The organism is Herbaspirillum sp. SJZ107 (assembly GCF_006715485.1).
GTDB lineage: Bacteria > Pseudomonadota > Gammaproteobacteria > Burkholderiales > Burkholderiaceae_D > Telluria.
Map to the genome: position 1 here is coordinate 151,214 of NZ_VFNH01000004.1, position 16,477 is coordinate 167,690.

The 16,477-nt window shown below is 68.4% G+C and carries 10 protein-coding genes; 2 read left to right on the forward strand and 8 right to left on the reverse strand.

What is annotated here, in order from left to right; translation table 11 throughout:
• The first annotated feature begins 152 nt into the window (after positions 1 to 152).
• Positions 153 to 689: a pyridoxamine 5'-phosphate oxidase family protein gene (locus FBX97_RS23780; protein ID WP_141837369.1), complete on the forward strand. Its 537-nt coding sequence runs from the start codon at positions 153 to 155 to the stop codon at positions 687 to 689.
• Between the two features lie 157 nt (positions 690 to 846).
• Here the strand turns inward: FBX97_RS23780 and FBX97_RS23785 are convergent, their stop codons facing one another.
• The 8 genes from FBX97_RS23785 to FBX97_RS23820 form a co-directional block, all read right to left on the reverse strand.
• Positions 847 to 1,908, reverse strand: a complete 1,062-nt coding sequence (locus tag FBX97_RS23785) for an L-dopachrome tautomerase-related protein (protein WP_141837371.1) — start codon at positions 1,906 to 1,908, stop codon at positions 847 to 849.
• A gap of 36 nt (positions 1,909 to 1,944) precedes the next feature.
• Entirely contained in the window at positions 1,945 to 3,075 is a 1,131-nt protein-coding gene (locus tag FBX97_RS23790; RefSeq protein WP_141837374.1) for a DNA topoisomerase IB, read from the reverse strand.
• A gap of 107 nt (positions 3,076 to 3,182) precedes the next feature.
• Positions 3,183 to 4,811 carry a Na+/H+ antiporter gene (locus FBX97_RS23795; protein WP_141837376.1) on the reverse strand — a complete coding sequence of 543 codons (1,629 nt, stop codon included), beginning with the start codon at positions 4,809 to 4,811 and terminating at the stop codon, positions 3,183 to 3,185.
• Between the two features lie 74 nt (positions 4,812 to 4,885).
• Positions 4,886 to 7,261 carry a GH92 family glycosyl hydrolase gene (locus FBX97_RS23800; RefSeq protein ID WP_141837378.1) on the reverse strand — a complete coding sequence of 792 codons (2,376 nt, stop codon included), beginning with the start codon at positions 7,259 to 7,261 and terminating at the stop codon, positions 4,886 to 4,888.
• A 153-nt stretch (positions 7,262 to 7,414) separates the two neighbouring features.
• On the reverse strand, positions 7,415 to 9,448 hold the full coding sequence (locus FBX97_RS23805) for a prolyl oligopeptidase family serine peptidase (RefSeq protein ID WP_141837380.1): 2,034 nt from the start codon (positions 9,446 to 9,448) through the stop codon (positions 7,415 to 7,417).
• 89 nt (positions 9,449 to 9,537) lie between these two features.
• On the reverse strand, positions 9,538 to 11,718 hold the full coding sequence (locus FBX97_RS23810; RefSeq protein WP_141837382.1) for a TonB-dependent siderophore receptor: 2,181 nt from the start codon (positions 11,716 to 11,718) through the stop codon (positions 9,538 to 9,540).
• A gap of 81 nt (positions 11,719 to 11,799) precedes the next feature.
• Positions 11,800 to 13,479: a VWA domain-containing protein gene (locus FBX97_RS23815; protein ID WP_221631862.1), complete on the reverse strand. Its 1,680-nt coding sequence runs from the start codon at positions 13,477 to 13,479 to the stop codon at positions 11,800 to 11,802.
• Between the two features lie 79 nt (positions 13,480 to 13,558).
• Positions 13,559 to 15,862 carry an ATP-binding protein gene (locus FBX97_RS23820; protein ID WP_185748722.1) on the reverse strand — a complete coding sequence of 768 codons (2,304 nt, stop codon included), beginning with the start codon at positions 15,860 to 15,862 and terminating at the stop codon, positions 13,559 to 13,561.
• Positions 15,863 to 16,032: 170 nt separating this feature from the next.
• On the opposite strand from FBX97_RS23820, the gene FBX97_RS23825 reads away from it, so the two are divergent.
• Complete coding sequence (locus tag FBX97_RS23825; RefSeq protein WP_141837386.1) at positions 16,033 to 16,395, forward strand: hypothetical protein; 363 nt, start codon at positions 16,033 to 16,035, stop codon at positions 16,393 to 16,395.
• Positions 16,396 to 16,477 lie beyond the last annotated feature (82 nt).

Here is a 16,477-nt window from a genome sequence, read left to right on the forward strand (position 1 = left end):
GCGCGTCCGGCACGCCGCAGCAGCCACAGCCGGCCAGTGACGACGCAGTTTCCAGACAGTTAATATTACGGCGGTGCGCTCGCGCACAGTCGGCGCGGAGTGGAATGCCTAGAGTCGTCGCAACGGCCATCCCGGCCATAAGGAGAATGACCATGGATTCGATCAACCGCAACCAACCTGAAGAAAACCGCCGCGACCTCAGCGGCCCCGACGCCGTGAAACGCGTCAAGGACATGGCCGACGATGCCGAGTCGTGCTTCTTCGTGACCGCCGCCGCAACCGGTGAAACCAACGGCGTGCGTCCGATGAGCATTCGCGAGACCGACGACGCCGGCAACCTCTGGTTCCTGAGCGCCAGCGACAGCCACAAGAACCACGAACTGGCGTCCAACCCGGCCGTGAAGCTCTACTTCCAGGTCGGCGCCCACGCCGGCTTCCTGGAACTCGAAGGCCGCGCCGAGGTGCTGACCGACCGTGCGCGTATCCACGAACTGTGGAATCCGCTGCTCAAGACCTGGTTCACCGAGGGCGAGGACGATCCGCGCGTCACCGCGATCCGGTTCACGCCGCAGTCGGGGTATTACTGGGACAACAAGCATGGCTCGGTCGTGGCCGGCGCCAAGGTGGCGGTGGGGGCCTTGATCGGCAAGACGCTGGATGATTCGATCGAGGGGCGCTTGACGTTCTGAGCACTGATACACAGCTTCTTGCTGTGTTGGCGCGTAAACGTCGTCCCCGCGCAGGCGGGGATCCAAGTTGCACGCGCTGCGTGAACGCACGCAGCACTTGGGCCCCCGCCTGCGCGGGGGCGACGTTCAGGGGCAGCGGGCCGTTATCGACCGTACGTCACGCTTGTGTACCGAACTTCAACTTCCACAACTGCGTAGGCAAAGCCGCCGGCGCGTCCGGCTTGAAGAAGGCCGAATCCTGGATGTGCGAGGTGGTCACGTAGATCGTGCCGTCCGGCCCCTGGCTGAAGGTATCCGGCCAGCGCAGGCGCTCGTCCTGCACCACGGTGCGGATGGCGGCCGACGGGCCCTGCGCCAGGTTGCGCACCTTGATCGCATTGTCCTGCACCGAGGTCAGGTACATGTCGTCGGTGCCACGGGCGATCAGGAGGCCGTCGTTGACGCCGTTCTTGCCGTACGGTTCCACCGACCCGGATACGTCCTCGCCGCGCAGGCCGGCGCCGAGCAGCACTTCGGTCGGGATGCGGTACAGGTCGTCGCCCTTGATGGCCTGCCAGTACAGGTACTTGCCGTCGCCGGAGAGTTCGATGCCGTCGGCCGAAAATTCCACGCCGCGGCCGTCGGGACGGCGCAGCACTTCACCGTCGACGCTGACGTCGAGGCCCTTCTTCATCTGCGTGGACGAATGGCCGTCCAGCAGGCGCACGCTGTTGCCGGCCGCGAGGTCGACCACCACCAGCGCGCCGACCACGCCGGAATCGGTAATGTAGGCATAGTTGCCATCGTTCGAGAAACGCACGTCGTTCAGGTAGGAACCCTGGGGCGCCACGTCTTCGTCGAAGGCGACGGTCTGCGCCACTTTGTTCGTCGCGAGGTCGATCTTCACCAGCTTGGCGCCTTTCGCCACCAGGTGGGCCTGGGCCGGCGCCGCCGGGTCCAGCACCCACAGGCTGCCGCGGCCGTCGGCGACGATGCTCTGCACGCACACCCAGTGGTCGTCCGGCGTGATCTCGTCCTTCTTGGCGTTGCGCCAGGCATTCCATTCTTCGTCCGGATACGGCTTCACGCTGCCGTCGACCAGTTCGGCCACCGACACCGGGCTATCCTCGGTCCAGCGCGGGAAGTTGACGAAGATGCGGTTGTCCTCGGAGACCGAAATGCCGGTCACCTGGTGCTCGAAAGCCTGGACCAGTTCGATCGTGCATGTACCTGCTGTCATTCTTTTTCCTTTCAATTGAGTGGATAGGGGATGCGCTCACGCCGCGCGGCGCTTCACCTGGAGCTTGGTATCGTCCGGAACTTCCTGCGCCAGGCGCCGCTGCAGCATGGCCAGCACCGCGGCTTCCTCGGGCTGCAGGTCGTGCAGGTCCTCGACCAGCTTTTCCTCGGCCAGCGCACGCAACCCTTCCAGCATGGTGCCGTCCATGTAGGCGTCGAGCACGGCCGGGTGCACGTAGCACTTGCGGCACACCGACGGCGTGTTGCCGAGCTTTTCGGCCACCGATTCGATGGCGCGCACCACGTTCTTCTTGGCCTGGGCTTCGGAATCGACTTTCTCGAATTCCTGCAGCGCCAGCGCCGCCAGCACCGTGCCCGACCAGGTACGGAAGTCCTTGGCCGTGTATTCCTCGCCGGTGATGTCGCGCAGGTAGTCGTTGACGTCGCTCGAGTCGACCGTGTGCGGCTCGCCGTCGTCGCCGACGTACTCGAACAGGTGCTGGCCGGGCAGGTCGCGGGTGCGCCCGATGATGCGCGCCAGGCGCTTGTCGTGCACCTTGACGTCGTGATGGACGCCGCTCTTGCCGCGGAAGCGGAACTCGACTTCGCTGCCGTCGATCTTGACGTGGCGGTTGCGCAGCGTGGTCAGGCCGTACGACTTGTTCTCGCGCGCGTATTCGTCGTTGCCGATGCGGATCATGGTCGCTTCGAGCAGGTAGACGATGGTCGCCAGCACCTTTTCGCGCGGCAGGCCGGGCAGGCTCAGGGCGCGGTCGACTTCCTTCCTGATCTGCGGCAGCGCCTTGCCGAAGTTGATCATGCGCTCGTACTTGACCTCGTCGCGCACGGTGCGCCACTTGGGGTGGTAGCGGTACTGCTTGCGCCCGCGCGCGTCGCGCCCGGTGGCCTGCAGGTGGCCGTTGGCTTGCGGGCAGATCCAGACATCCTGCCAGGCCGGCGGGATCACCAGCGACTTGATGCGCTTGAGCGTGGCCTCGTCGTCGACCTTCCGGCCCTTGGCGTCGACGTAGTCGAAGCCGTCCTTGGCCGGCGCGCGGCGGATGCCGGGGCGGTCGTCGTGGACATAGCGCAGGCCGGCCGCTTTGGCGGCGGCGGGCGGGTCGGCGTTGGGAATGGCGTGGTTTTCCTGCTGTGCGTCATCTTTCATGGTCGGCCTCGTAGGGTGGGCACAGAGAGCCCACCCTACGGAAGGCCTGCCCGAGCATGCAGTCTAAGCGGGGCGGGTTGCTACGCACCGTACGGAAACGAACATTGCTAGCGGTACCTTGCCTCTACAAGATCGATCTCGCGCAGCAGCTTGCGTGCGATCTCGTCGGAAATCTCGCGGCGCCGCCCCAGGCGCAGGATGGTCTCGCGCTCGGCCCGCAGCGCGGTCAGGCGGTACTCGCGTTCGGTGTCGCGCGCCTGCTGCGGATCGTGGCCGGCATCGCCTTCCTGGACCACGCGCAACCGGTGGCGGTACAGCTTGGCCACGTGGCCGGCCGTGTTGGCGTGCAGGTCGGCGTCGGGACCGGTGCTGCGTTCGCGTCCCAGCCGCTCGACCGCTTCCACCGCCGCCGTGATCGCCGCATTGCGGGCCTTGTCCTCGTGCTGCTCGGCTTCGCCTTCGGTCGGCACTTCCAGGCCGCGCAGCAGGCGCGGCAGCATGATGCTGGCCAGTATCAGCGACACCACGATCACCGCGCTGGCCAGCAGGATCGCCAGATGGCGGCCCGGGAACGGATCGCCGTTCGGCAGCGCCAGCGGCAGCGTCATCACACCGGCCATGGTCAGGGCGCCGCGCACGCCGGCGAACGAGGTCGCCAGGATCAGGCGCAGGCGCGGCTTGAACACCTGCTGGCCCAGGCGGCGCTGGTTCAGGATGGTCAGGCGCAGCGACACCCAGACCCAGACGAAGCGCAGCAGCACCAGCCCCAGGCTCAATGCCAGCGCATTGCCGGCCAGCCACCAGGGGTTGAACGGGTGGCCGCCGCCCGGCGGGTGCACGGCTTCTCGCAGGATGTCCGGCAACTGCTCGCCGAGCAGCACGAACATCACGCCGTTCAGCGTGAATTGCAGCGTGTCCCAGACCACGGCGCGGTGCACGCGGGTGGTCGGAGTGGCCGAGCCGCCCAGTTCCACGTAGCTCATCGTGATGCCGGCCGCCACCGCGGCCAGGATGCCGGACGCGCCGATGTGTTCGGCCGCCAGGTAGGCGCCGAACGGCGTCAAGAGGTTGATCAGGATCGGTGCGCCCTCGTCGTCGCCGAAGCGGCGCGTCAGAAACTGGTGCACGCGCGAGATCGCGAAGGTGACCGCCACGCCGGCCGCGATGCCGGCGAGCGCCAGCCACAGGAAGGTCAGGCTGGCCTGCGCGATCGAGAAGGTGCCGGTCATCGCCGCCGCCACCGCGAAGCGGAAGCACACCAGGCCGCTGGCGTCGTTGAGCAGCGATTCGCCCTCGATGATGTGCATCAGGCGCGGCGGCACCGGCACCCGGCTGGTAATCGCCGACACCGCCACCGGATCGGTCGGCGCCACGATCGCCGCCAGCGCGAACGCCACCGCCAAGGGCAGTTCCGGGATCAGCCAGTGCAGCAGGAAACCGGCGCCGACCACGGTGAACAGCACCAGCCCGAGTGCCAGCTCGATGATCGTGCCCTTGTCGCGGAACAGGCCGACCTTGGGGATGCGCCAGCCATCCAGGAACAGCAGTGGCGGCAGGAACAGCAGGAAGAAGATGTCCGGTTCCAGCGCCGTGCCATGCTTGAGCACGCCCGAGATCACGGCGCCCAGCGCGATCTGGATCAGTGGCAGCGGCACGGCGAAGGGCAACATCCGTCCCAGGAAGCCGCTGGCAACCACGGCGAGCAGCATCGCCAGGACGATTTCGATCGAATCCATTCTTTTACATTCCGTTTACATGTCGAAGACCGATGATAAAGGAATGTAGGGATAAGCGTGGTCTGCTTGGCAATTTATCTGGGCAAGTTCTCCTGTGTCGCCATCGACGGCGGTGCCTGGCGCGGGTCGGCGCCCCAGGCCTCGTTCGGTGCCGGACCCATGGTCAATACCAGGGTGCCGCCATCGGCGATGTCGGCTTGGCTGAACCAGGGCTTGGTCCACGGCTTGCCGTCGAGCGTGGCCGACTGGATGTACAGATTGCGCGCCGAGTTGTTGCGGGCGACGATCTCGAACACCTTGCCGTTGCCCAGGCGCAGGCGCACGCGGTCGAAGATCGGGCTGCCGATGATGTAGTCGGCGCTCGACGGGTCCACCGGATAGAAGCCCATCGCGCTCAGGACATACCAGGACGAGGTCGAGCCCTGGTCGTCCATGCCGGGGTAGGCATAGCCGCTGGCGTCGCTGCCGTACAGCTCGCCGAGGATGCGGCGCACCAGCGCCTGGGTCTTCCACGGCTGGCCGCTCCAGGCATACAGGTAGGGCGCCTGCTGGTCCGGCTGGTTGCCCTGCACGTACTGCCCGATCAGGCCGGTGCAGTCGCGGCAGATGCCCTTGGGCGTGTAGGGCGTGGCGAAGAAGGCGTCGAGCTTGGCGTTGAAGGCGGCGCGGCCGCCGAGCAGGCCGACCAGGCCCTGCACGTCGTGCGGTACCAGCCACAGCGTGGACCAGCCCGAGGCTTCCTTCATCATGAAGTTGTAGTAGGGCTCGCCCGGGTCAAAGGGGGCGATCCACTTGCCGTCGGCAGTGCGGCCGCGCATGAATCCGGTCGACGCATCGAACACATTGCGGTAGTTGGCGGCGCGGCGCAGGAACAGTTGCGCATCGTCGGGCTTGCCGAGCCGGCGCGCCATGTCGGCCAGCACGTAGTCGTCCCAGGCATATTCCAGCGTCTTGGCGACGCCGGCCTTGCCGCCGGCGTAGGGCGGGCTCGGGTTGCCCGGCGGGACGATGTCCGCGATCCAGCCGTTCTGCATGTACTCGGCCAGGTAGCCGCGCGGGCCCTTGGGATCGAGCGCGTTCTTGCGCAGGTAGGCGTAGGCGGCGGCGTAGTCGAACGGAATCCCGCGCCGCAGGGCGCCGTCGTAGAGCAGCACGGCGTGGTCGCCGTGGAACGAGGTGTTCATGTAGCCGCTGGCGCGCGCCATGTCGAGTTCGGAACGCATGACGTCCTGCACCACCTGCGGTTCGAGCAGCATCAGCAGCGCGATCTGGTTGCGCCCGGTATCCCAGAACGGCACCGGCCCGTAACGGTCGTAGGCGGACGCTTCGGTACGGCCGTCGGCGCCGCTCACGGGCATGCCCTTGGGGGCGACCAGCCACGGGCTGGCGAAGGAATGGTACAGGGTCGAGTAGAACAGCATGCGCTGCTTGTCGGTGCCGCCGCTGACTTCGACGCGCCCGAACAGTTGCGCCCAGGCCGCGCGCGCCTGCGCGTGCACGCGCGCGAAGTCGAAGTCCGGCGCCTCGCGGCGCAGGCGCTGCTCGGCTTCGGCGGCGCTGTTGCCGTGTGCCATGCGCATCAGCACCTGCTCGCCGGCGCGGGTGGCGAAGGTGACGTACACACCCGCACTGGGGCCGCTGTCGGTGCGCCGCCCGGCCTGGACGTCCTTGTAGCCGAGCGCGCCCCAGTTGTAGTCGTGCACCGCGTGGAAGGTGCCGAAGCCGGCGAACGGGCGCGAGAACTCGGCCACGAACCAGGGACCGTCCGCGGCCGCGTTCCTGTCCTTGCGGTCGGCGAGGCCGACGATCTTGCGGTCGCCGATCACTTCCACCTTGCCGCCGGGGCGGCGCAGGTCGATCACGACGTTGGCGCGCGGGCTTTCGGGGAAGGTGAAGCGCATCAGGCTGGTCGACTGTGTCACCGTCAGTTCCACTTTGGTACGCGAGGCGGCGAGATCGACCGCGTAATAGCCTGGCGACGCTTTTTCGCTGGCCTTGTCGTACCAGGACTGCGAATAGGCCGGCGGCACCGTCCAGTCGCCCACCACCGGCATCACGATCGGCGCCGCTTCGGCGGGATAGGCCGAGCCGCCGCCGGTAAAGCCGAACATGGTCGGATTCGGATAGGCGTAGGAAATGTCGACGCCCATCGGGTAGTTGAGGTCGACGTTGAAATTCACCGGCGCGGCCTGGGTCAGGCTGTGCGGCAGGCGCGCGCCCGGCGAAGTCTGGCCCGAGTACAGCAGCTCCCCCGGAGGCGGCGCGTTGCCGGTCAAGGCCGGACGGTCGAGGGGCGCGGTGCCGACCAGTGGATTGGCGAGGTCGACGCCGGACCTGGCCGGCGCAGGCGCGGCGCCGGGTTGGGCATGGGCGGTGCCGAAGCCGGCCAGGGCCGCGATGGCGGCGGCCCGGACGACACAACGGCAAAGGCTGGGGAGGGGTGAGTGCATGGCCGGTTCCAGTGGCCGGCCAGGCCAGCCTGTTAGTTGACTGCAACTAATTTATATACAGGAAGGCGATGCGCTCAACAAGGTTTCGATATTCCGGTGCAGTTTATGTTCGTTTACTAAACCTGCGCATCGATGCCACCCGCTTGGCCACGGTCAGTCGGTCCCTTTGCCGATCTGCTTCTGCAGGAAACGCTCGACCCGGCCCCAGAAATCCAGCCGCGTATCGACCAGGGTCCAGCCGTGCGCTTCCTCGTCATAGACCACCCACTCGACCTGCTTGTTATGCGGCTTGACCGCGTCGTACAGCTTGCGGCCGTGGTACAGCGGCACGCGCAGGTCGGCGCCGCCGTAGGCCAGCAACAGCGGCTGGGTCAGCCGGGCCGCCTGCTTCAGGGGCGAGGTGGCCTCGAACTGGCCGGCGTCCTTGACCGGATCGCCCACCAGGGTCGGCATGCCGTAGCGCTTGTAGGCCTCGGAGGTGTCGCTGTCGCGGGTCCAGTTGCCGCTGTAGATCAGGCCGATGTCGGTGACGCCGAGCCAGTCGATCCCGCATTTGTACAGGTCCGGGTCGCGGATCAGGCCCATCAGGGTGGCATAGCCGCCGTAGCTGGCGCCGGCGATGCAGATGCGCTGTCCATCGGCCATGCCCTGGGCGATGGCCCAGCGCGTGGCGTCGGCGATGTCGTCCTGCATCGCCAGGCCCCACTGTTTCCAGCCGGCCCGGAAGTGGGCCTCGCCATAACCGGTACTGCCGCGGAATTCCGGCTCCAGCACCAGGTAGCCGCGCGAGGCCAGGAATTGGCTGTCGCTTTCCCAGCGCCAGTCGCGCCCGCGCACGTAGGGGCCGCCGTGCACCAGCACCACCATCGGCAATTTCTTGCCGGCGCCATCCGGCGGCACCGTCAGCCAGGCCGGGATCGTGCGGCCGTCGCGCGCTTTCACGGTCACCATGTCCTGCCTGGCCATCCTGGATGGATCGATGGCCGGGTGGCTGTTGCCCAGCATCGAGAGCTTGCCGCTCTGCAGGTCGAACAGCATGAACACCGGGGGCTGGCGGTCGGACCACGAGCGCACCAGCAGGAAGGAGGTTTCGGAACGCCTACCGGCGCTCAGCACGTTGACGCGGCCGGGCAACAGCTTGTCGACCGCCGCCTGTGCCGCCTTCATGGCCGGGTCGAACCAGGCCACCGCCTCGGTATCGGCCGTATAGCGTACGCCCAGCAGCTTGCCGGCGCCGGCCACCAGCTGGCCGCGGAAATCGTATTCCTCGAGGTCGACCAGCGGCTGCTCGGCCAGCTTCCCGCTGGCGAGGTCATAGGCGAACAGCGCGCTCTTGTCGCGCCCGCGGCGGCTGACCACGTACAGCGTGCCATCGGGAGCGAAGCCGAGCGGCGCGAAGGCGCCTTTGGCCCCGAGGTAGACGTCCTGCGCGAACAGTTTGCGCCAGCGGCCGCTGGCGGGATCGAGGTAATGCAGGGTCTCGACGTTGTCCTCGATCGTGGTCGCCAGCGCCGGCTGCCCTTTGGCGTCGAGCCACCATTCGCGCGTCTTGCCCTGCGCCGGACCGTGCACCGGGTCCCAGCGTCCGCTGACGGTGTCGAGCTTGATCAGCTCGACTTCCTTGACCGCGTAGTCTTTCCCGAATTCGGCGCTCTCGACGTAGACCCAGTTCGAATCCTGCGCGCCGGGCTGGTCCAGCATGAAGGTATGCCAGGGCAGCTTCTCGCGGCCGTTGTCGCTGCCATACGAGAAGAAGGTGCGGCCCGTCACCTGCACCAGCTGGCGCCGCAGGCTGCCGTCGATGTTCACGGCAAACAGGCCGGGCGCATAGCGCTCTTCACCCGGTGCCGTGTGCTTGTCGCGCGAATCGTAGAGCAGCCTGTCGTTGTTGACCCACTCGAAGCGGCCGACATCGGCGCCGGCGAACGCGGCCACCACCTTGATCGATTTGTCGGCAAGGGTCACGACGCCGAGCTGGTCGTGGCCTTCCGTATTGTTGACGAGCATGGCCAGATGCTTGCCGTCGGGCGACAGCTTGGCGTTGCTCAGGCTCGGATTCTCGAAAAAGGCGGCGATCGGAACAGGACGCTCGCCGGCGTGGGCGGTCGCGATGGCCAGCAGGGCCAGGCCCAGCAGCACGCTGCGGCGGAAGGTCGCGCTGGCGGCGACAAATAAGGTGGCGCGCATGATGGAAGAATGAACGACGAGGCCAACATGGTACCGCGTCGAAACTGTTTCTTCTACTGCAATATTTCGTGAGAATCTGTCTGACTGTACTAGATCGGCAGCTCCACCTGCAGCCGCAGTGCTGGACGGCGCGGCGTGGCAACGAAGCGCTGCTGCAGCAGCGCCGTATCCTGGTAGACCTGGCTTTCGCGTGCGCTGCGCCGCAGCACATCGGGCAGCGTCAGCCGCCATTGCGCGCCGGCGGCCGACCAGGCCGCATACGCTTCCAGCTCGCGCACCATGCCGGTGCTTGATGTCAGGCTCGGGGCCACGCGTGCCGTGTTGGTACCGACCACGTGCAGGTTGAGGCCTGCCGCCAGCTTGTGCGCGTTGCCGGCCAAGCGCGCATCGGCCCCGAGGTTGAGCGTGAACGGCGCCTGCGCCGCCAGCCGGTTGTCCGGGCCGGGCAGGGCGTCCACGTGCGACCAGTTGCGGCCCAGGTTGGCGCGCAGCTCGATGGCTGGCCAGCGCGGGATGGGTGCCGGCAGCGGCAGGCGCAGGTCGGCTTCGATGCCGTGCACGCCGGCGCCGCCGTTGTTGGCGGGCGTCGCGACCCAGCTTGCGCCATCCTGGTACAGCCGCTGCAGCACCACGTCGCGTATGCGGCGTGCATACACCGAGACGCTGGCCATGCCGTCGCCTGCAAAGTAGGATTCCAGCGCCGCATCCAGGCCCCAGGCCAGTTCCGGACGCAGGCCCGGGTTGCCTTCGAAGTCGGGGTTGGCCGGGCCGTTGTCGTTGTTGACGGTGTAGCGGCGCGGCACCAGGGCGCCCGGCTGCGGCGCTTTATAAGTGCGCGCCAGCGCCAGGCGCAACTGGTCGCGCGGGCGGCCCGGCAGTTTCCACACCAGCTGCCCGATCGGGCTGAACACGCTGGCGTGTACCGCGCGCCCGTCGAAGCCGCGGCCTGCGGTACGCGTGTCCAGGCCTTCCCAGCGCAGCCCGAGGTAGGCTTGCAGATCGGGCCGCAGCTGCCACTCGTCCTGGGCGAACAGCGCCAGGCGCCGCACGTCGGCCGTGTAGTCCTGGTCGAGCGTGTAGTAGGGGGCTGTGCCGGGTGCGCGGTCCTGCTGCAGGCGGGTTTCGGCGCGGCGCGTCAGCGCGGCATCCCAGCCGAACGCGATGTCGTGGCCATCGCCCAGCGGCGTCACGTACTTGCCGCTGGTGGAGGCGCGCCGTTCGCCGGCGCTGGAGGTGACGGCGCGCTCGAACCAGGGCGTGCCGCCGGCGTCGATGCCGCGGAACAGGTAGTCGCCGGGACGCCGGTTGGCTTCCAGCCCGGCCTTCAGCGACAGGCGGCCGGCGCCGATGCGGCGCGACCAGGACAGGTCGGACTTGGCCAGCCAGGTGTCGTAGGCGGCGCGGCCGGTGGCGTCCGGCGAGGCGGTCGGCTGGCCCAGCAGCGTGGTTTCCAGCTGGCGGCTCATGGAGCGGCTGCGCGACAAATCGAACAGGCCGGTGAGCGCGAGCGTATCGCCGTTGGCGGCCTTGCGCTCCATGCGCGGCGCCAGGCTCAGTTTGGTGAGGCGGCTCTCGTCGCGTTCGTCGAAGTGGCGCAGCGTGGTGCCGGCGCTGCCTTCCGTGCGCTCGTCGATGCCTGGATCGTCGTGGCGGCGCGTCTGCGATGCGGTGGCGGCGAGCGCGTAGCTGGTGATGCCGGCGCGGCCGGACCACTGCAGCGTGGCCGCCGGGCTGGCGCGCCGCTGCGCCTGTGCGGCGCTCAGTTTCAGGCTGCGCGCGCTTTTGCCGGCACCTGCGCGCGCCTTGCGCATCACGATGTTGATGGTGCCCGCGACCGCCTGCGCGCCCGTGTCGGCGCTGGCGCTGCGCAGGATCTCGATGCGTTCGACCAGGTCGGGCGACAGGGTGTCAATGGCGAAGCCGCCAGGGGCCGGATCGCCGTCGACCAGGATCTGGGTGTAGCCGGCACCGAGGCCGCGCATGCGGATTTCGCCGGCACTGACGCTGACGCCGGGCTGGCGCTTCAGCGCATCCGACAGCGTGGTGTCGCCATATTTCGCCAGCTCCTCGCGTCCGACCACGATACGCCCCAGGCTGTCCTGCCGGCGCAGTTCCTGGCTGCCGGGCCCCTTGATCTCGACCTGCTGCAGCGGCGCTTCGGGCGTCTGCTGGGCCGTCGCGGCGCAATGGAACATGAGGAGGGGCAGGGGCAGCAGCGGCAGGCGGCGGAGCATGGGGGCGGGACGGTCGGTGAAGTAGCGGGAGCGCAAGTATATGCAGCTCCCGCGCCGGCTGGCCAGTCAATTCGGCCAGCCGTGCATGGCACGCGATGAAGCGCCGATAAGCGCCGATCAGGGCTGGCCGGCCTGCGCCACCTTGCCCAGCGCATCGGCCATGCGCACCAGCTTCACGAACTCGGCGCGGTAGCCTTCCGGATCCGGGCCGCGGGCGGCGTTCGCCATCGCGGCGATCTGTTCGTAGCTGGTGTCGGCCAGCGGCGCTTCGCCGCGCAGGCGCTGGCCGAAGGCGGCGACGGCCACCGCGAAACGCTGGTCGTCCGGTGCAGCCTCGAAGCGGGCCCGCGCCGAGCCGGCACGCACCGGATGCTCGACCAGGCGGCTGCCTGCTTCGCCCGGCAGCTTGTAGCGCAGCTTGACGAAGCACAGCTCGTCGCCGCCGCTGGATGCGGCCTTTGCGGTATTCTCCTTGCCGTAGCGCAGCGGATCGACCAGGATGCCGGCCGCGGCGCTCGGCGTGATCTCGTAGATCGCGGTGACGGTGTGGCCTGCGCCCATGTCGCCGGCGTCTACCTTGTCGTCCTTGAAATCCTGGCGCTGCAGCATGCGGGTTTCGTAGCCGATCAGGCGGTAGGCGGCGACCCGCTCGGGATTGAATTCGACCTGTACCTTGACGTCGTTCGCGATCGGGAACATGGTCGAGCCGAGTTCTTCGCCGAGCGCCTTGCCGGCTTCCATCAGGGTGTCGATGTAGGCCGCATTGCCGTTGCCCGACTGGGCCAGGCGCTGCATCAGGGCGTCGTTCAGGTTGCCTTCGCCGACGCCGAGGATCGACAGGTAGACGCCGCTCTTGCGTTTCCCGGCGACGAACTGTTCGAGCTGGCGCGGGTCGGTGATGCCGACGTTGAAGTCGCCGTCGGTGGCCAGCACCACGCGGTTGACCGCCTCGCGGTCGAAGTTGCGCTCGGCCAGTGCATAGGCGCGCTGCAGGCCTTCGCCGCCGGCGGTGCCGCCGCCCGCGTGCAGGGCGTCGATGGCATCGAGGATCTTGCGGCGCTCGCTGCCGGGCGTCGGCTCCAGCGCCACCGCGGTGCCGTTGGCATAGGTGACGATGGCGACGCGGTCGTCGTCGCGCAGCCGTTCGGCAAACAGGTGGAACCCCTGCTTGAGCAGCGGCAGGCGGTCCTGCCCCATCATCGACCCGGACACGTCGACCAGCAGCACCACGTTGGCGCGCGGGCGCTGCGCATTCTGCAGGTCATAACCGCGCACGGCGATGTGGACCAGCTGGTTGCCCGCCTTCCACGGGCTCGGCATGACTTCGGTGGACACCGCGAACGGCACGCGGCTGTTCTTCGGCGCGGCGTAGCGATAGGGGAAGTAGTTCACCATTTCCTCGACCCGCACCGCTTCCGGTGCCGGCATGCGGCCTGCGGACAGCAGGCGGCGCACGAAGGCGTACGAGGCGGTGTCGACGTCGGCGCTGAAGGTCGATACCGGCTGGTCCGCCACCAGGATCGCCTTGCCGGCTTCCTTGTCCGGGAACTTGTCGGTGGAGGGCGGCACGACCAGCCACGGCGCCGGCGCCACGATGGCGCGCTGGCTGGTGGCGTAGCCCAGGACCCCGGACCGCGACATCATGGCAGGGGCGGGAGGCGGGGGCGCCGCCGGCGGCGCGCGATACGCGCCGACGTCGTCGCTGACGACGGTCTCGCGGATGGTGGTCTGGCTGCTGCAGCCCGCCAGCAGCAGGGCGCAGGCGAGGGTGATCGAGGTACCGCAGAGAGTCTTCATGGTGTCCCTGTCGTGGTTATGGTGGCGCCTGTTGGCGTTCCGATAACTTGATACAGGATGCGACGTTTGGCAACTGCGGTTACATATTGTCATCAGCCGGCGCGCCGGCGGGCGCCACCGCCGCCAGGATCTCCGCCAGCCGGACGGTATCCACCGGCTTGACCAGGTAGTGATCGAAGCCGGCCGCCAGCGCCGTCGCGCGGTCCTGCTGGCGGCCGTAGCCGGTCATCGCGATCAGCGTGCTGCCCGCGGCCTGCGGCAGCTGGCGCAGGCGGCGCGCCAGTTCGTTGCCGTCGAAGTCGGGCAGGCCGATGTCGAGCAGGCAGACGTCCGGCCGCGTCAGGCGCGCCAGTTCCAGCGCGTCGCCGGCGGTATACGCGATGTCGACCTCGTGTCCGGCCGAGCGCAGGAACAGCTGCAGCGTGTGCACCGCGTCGACGTGATCGTCGCACAGCAGGATGCGCAGCGGCGCGCTTGTAACGGCGGCGGGGGCGCCCGCGGCATCCGCATCGGCCTGCGCCGCCGGCGCGGCCAGCCCGGGCATCTGGCGCGGCAGCCGAACCGTGAAGGTCGAGCCCTGGCCCGGGCCGGGGCTGGCCGCCTGCACGCTGCCGCCGTGCAGCTCGACCAGGCTCTTGACCAGCGCCAGGCCGAGTCCGAGGCCGCCCTGCGAGCGGTCGGGCGTGCGCTCGGCCTGGGTGAACAGGTCGAACACGTGGCCGACCAGGCCGGCGTCCATGCCGATGCCGTTGTCGGACACGCTCAAGAGCCAGCTGCCCTGGCCGGCGTCGCCTTCGCCTTCGAGGCGCAAGCGGATCGTGCCGCCCTCGGGCGTGTACTTGCCGGCGTTGCCGAGCATGTTGGCGACCACCTGCACCAGGCGCTTGTGGTCGCCCATCGCAGGGGCCGGCGCGCGCGCCGGATCCGGCAGCTCGACCAGCAGGCGGTGGCGGCGCGCCGTCACCAGCGGCCGGATCTGCTCGACCGCATCCTCGATCACGCGCTTCAGGTCCAGCGGCTGGGCCGAGATCGAGACCAGCCCGCGCGTCACCCGCGACACGTCCAGCAGGTCGTCCACCAGGCTGGTCATGTGCTGCACCTGGCGCACGATGATCGAGCAGGTCTGGTGGATCTGGGCATTCTCCGAATGCAGCAGCCGCAGCAGGTTGGCGCCGGTGCTGATCGGCGCCAGCGGGTTGCGCAGTTCGTGCGCCAGCATCGCCAGGAACTCGTCCTTGCGCTGGTCGGCGCTGCGCAGCTCGCGCTCGGCCAGCGACCGCGCCGCTTCCTTCTTCTGCAGCGCCGCCGCCATCCGGTCCAGCGCCTGCGCCAGGCTGCCGATCTCCTCGTTGCCGTAATCGATGCGGGAACGCGCCTCCAGGTCGCCGGCCGCGATGCGCTCGGCGGTGCCCATCAGCTTGTGCACGCGGCGCACGATCAGCACGTCGCCCACCAGCCACGCCGCCAGCAGGGCCAGCAGGATGGTCGCCCCGAGGCCGAGCAGCGACATGATCTGGTCGTGGCGCGCCGCGCGCAGGATACCTTCGGTCGGGATGCCGATGGTGACGGTGTAGTCGGTCAGCGCCGGCGTGCCGACGCGCGCGAAGCTGTGCAGGCGCTCGATGCCGTCCCTGCCGTGCAGGGTGACGGCACCCGCGCTCGCCGCCGGCGCCTTCATCGCTTCCAGCATCGCCTTCGGCACCGGCTTGCCGAGCCAGGTCTCGGGTTCGGGGCGGCGCGAGATGATGCCGCCGCGCGCATCGAAGGTGGTCAGGATCGAGCCGGGCGGCAGGTCGATGTCGTTGATGAAGGTGTCCAGCGCCTCCAGGTCCATCGCCGCGAACACCACGGCCAGCACCTTGCCGGCGCGGTCGATGACGGGGTAGGTGAGGTTGATCGTGTGTTTCTTGATCACGCGCCCGAACACGTAGTCGCCGGCGATGAAGCGGCGTTCCTCCATCGCGCGCCGGAAGTGGCTGCGGTCGCCCAGGTTGACCGGGTGCAGCAGCGGCACGGCGCTGCAGGTGACGTCGCCGTTCAGCTGGATCAGCCCGAAGTTGACGTAGCCCTCGTTGCGGTCGAGGACGTCCGACAGCAGCGCGGTGCAGCGCGCGGTGTCCCCCATCAGGTCGGGCACGCTGGCAAGGTCGACCAGGATCTGGCGCGCACCCTGGATCGACTGGGCTTCGTTGGCGGCGGCCATGGCGGTCAGGCGCCGCAGGTGTTCTTCGGACGCCTGGACCGTGTGGTGGCGCTCGCGCACCCCGGCCAGGACGGTCATGATCGCCAGCGGCATCATCGCCAGCGCCACCAGCAGCATCAGCCGGCTGCGCAGGCTGTTCAGCCGGAAGCGGCTCAGCCCGCGGTTCAACCCAGAGTTCATCTTGCTTTTTGTCTATATGTATTGCCCTAGCCCGCGAGTGTACACCTTGCTGTCGAGCTTGTGCGGCTTATCCATGCCTTATGGATACCTCATGTGGCCTGCGAGCGCCACCGCCTTGCCATTTCTGGTACGGTGGAATTCAACACAATGTACTCAATGCAGGAGAAACCATGCAAAATCCGATCGTACGCACTTTCGTGCAACTCGCTTCCGCCGAACAGGCACGCAACGAACTGCTGGCCGCCGGCCTGGCCGCCGATAACGTCGTGATCGACGTCCGCATCGACGAGACCGGCCCGGTGCAGGGCAATTTCACCGTCGGCGACAACCCCGAGGTCAAGGGCAAGACCGCCTACACCCACACCTATGCGCCGACCGCCCAGGACGACGTGCGCGACTGCCAGATCACCGTCACGACGGCAGACGCGGCGCAGGCGCAGCAGGCGGTGGCCATCCTCGACCGGCTGGGGGCGCTGGATCCGGATCCGGCGGCGCGCGCGGCGCAGGCGTCGGGGTCGACGCTGCCGCATTGATTGCATTACCGGCCGCGGCGCTCACGCACCGTGCGCCCGCTACGCTGGCCCGTCGCCCCGTACGCTCGCCCGTCGCCCCCGC

Bases quoted from the DNA above. Each gene is read 5' to 3' on its own strand.
- FBX97_RS23800 (WP_141837378.1), bottom strand. From the start codon at position 7,261: ATGCACTCACCCCTCCCCAGCCTTTGCCGTTGTGTCGTCCGGGCCGCC.
- FBX97_RS23825 (WP_141837386.1), top strand. From the start codon at position 16,033: ATGCAAAATCCGATCGTACGCACTTTCGTGCAACTCGCTTCCGCCGAA.
- FBX97_RS23820 (WP_185748722.1), bottom strand. From the start codon at position 15,862: ATGAACTCTGGGTTGAACCGCGGGCTGAGCCGCTTCCGGCTGAACAGC.
- FBX97_RS23795 (WP_141837376.1), bottom strand. From the start codon at position 4,811: ATGGATTCGATCGAAATCGTCCTGGCGATGCTGCTCGCCGTGGTTGCC.
- FBX97_RS23805 (WP_141837380.1), bottom strand. From the start codon at position 9,448: ATGCGCGCCACCTTATTTGTCGCCGCCAGCGCGACCTTCCGCCGCAGC.
- FBX97_RS23785 (WP_141837371.1), bottom strand. From the start codon at position 1,908: ATGACAGCAGGTACATGCACGATCGAACTGGTCCAGGCTTTCGAGCAC.
- FBX97_RS23780 (WP_141837369.1), top strand. From the start codon at position 153: ATGGATTCGATCAACCGCAACCAACCTGAAGAAAACCGCCGCGACCTC.
- FBX97_RS23790 (WP_141837374.1), bottom strand. From the start codon at position 3,075: ATGAAAGATGACGCACAGCAGGAAAACCACGCCATTCCCAACGCCGAC.
- FBX97_RS23815 (WP_221631862.1), bottom strand. From the start codon at position 13,479: ATGAAGACTCTCTGCGGTACCTCGATCACCCTCGCCTGCGCCCTGCTG.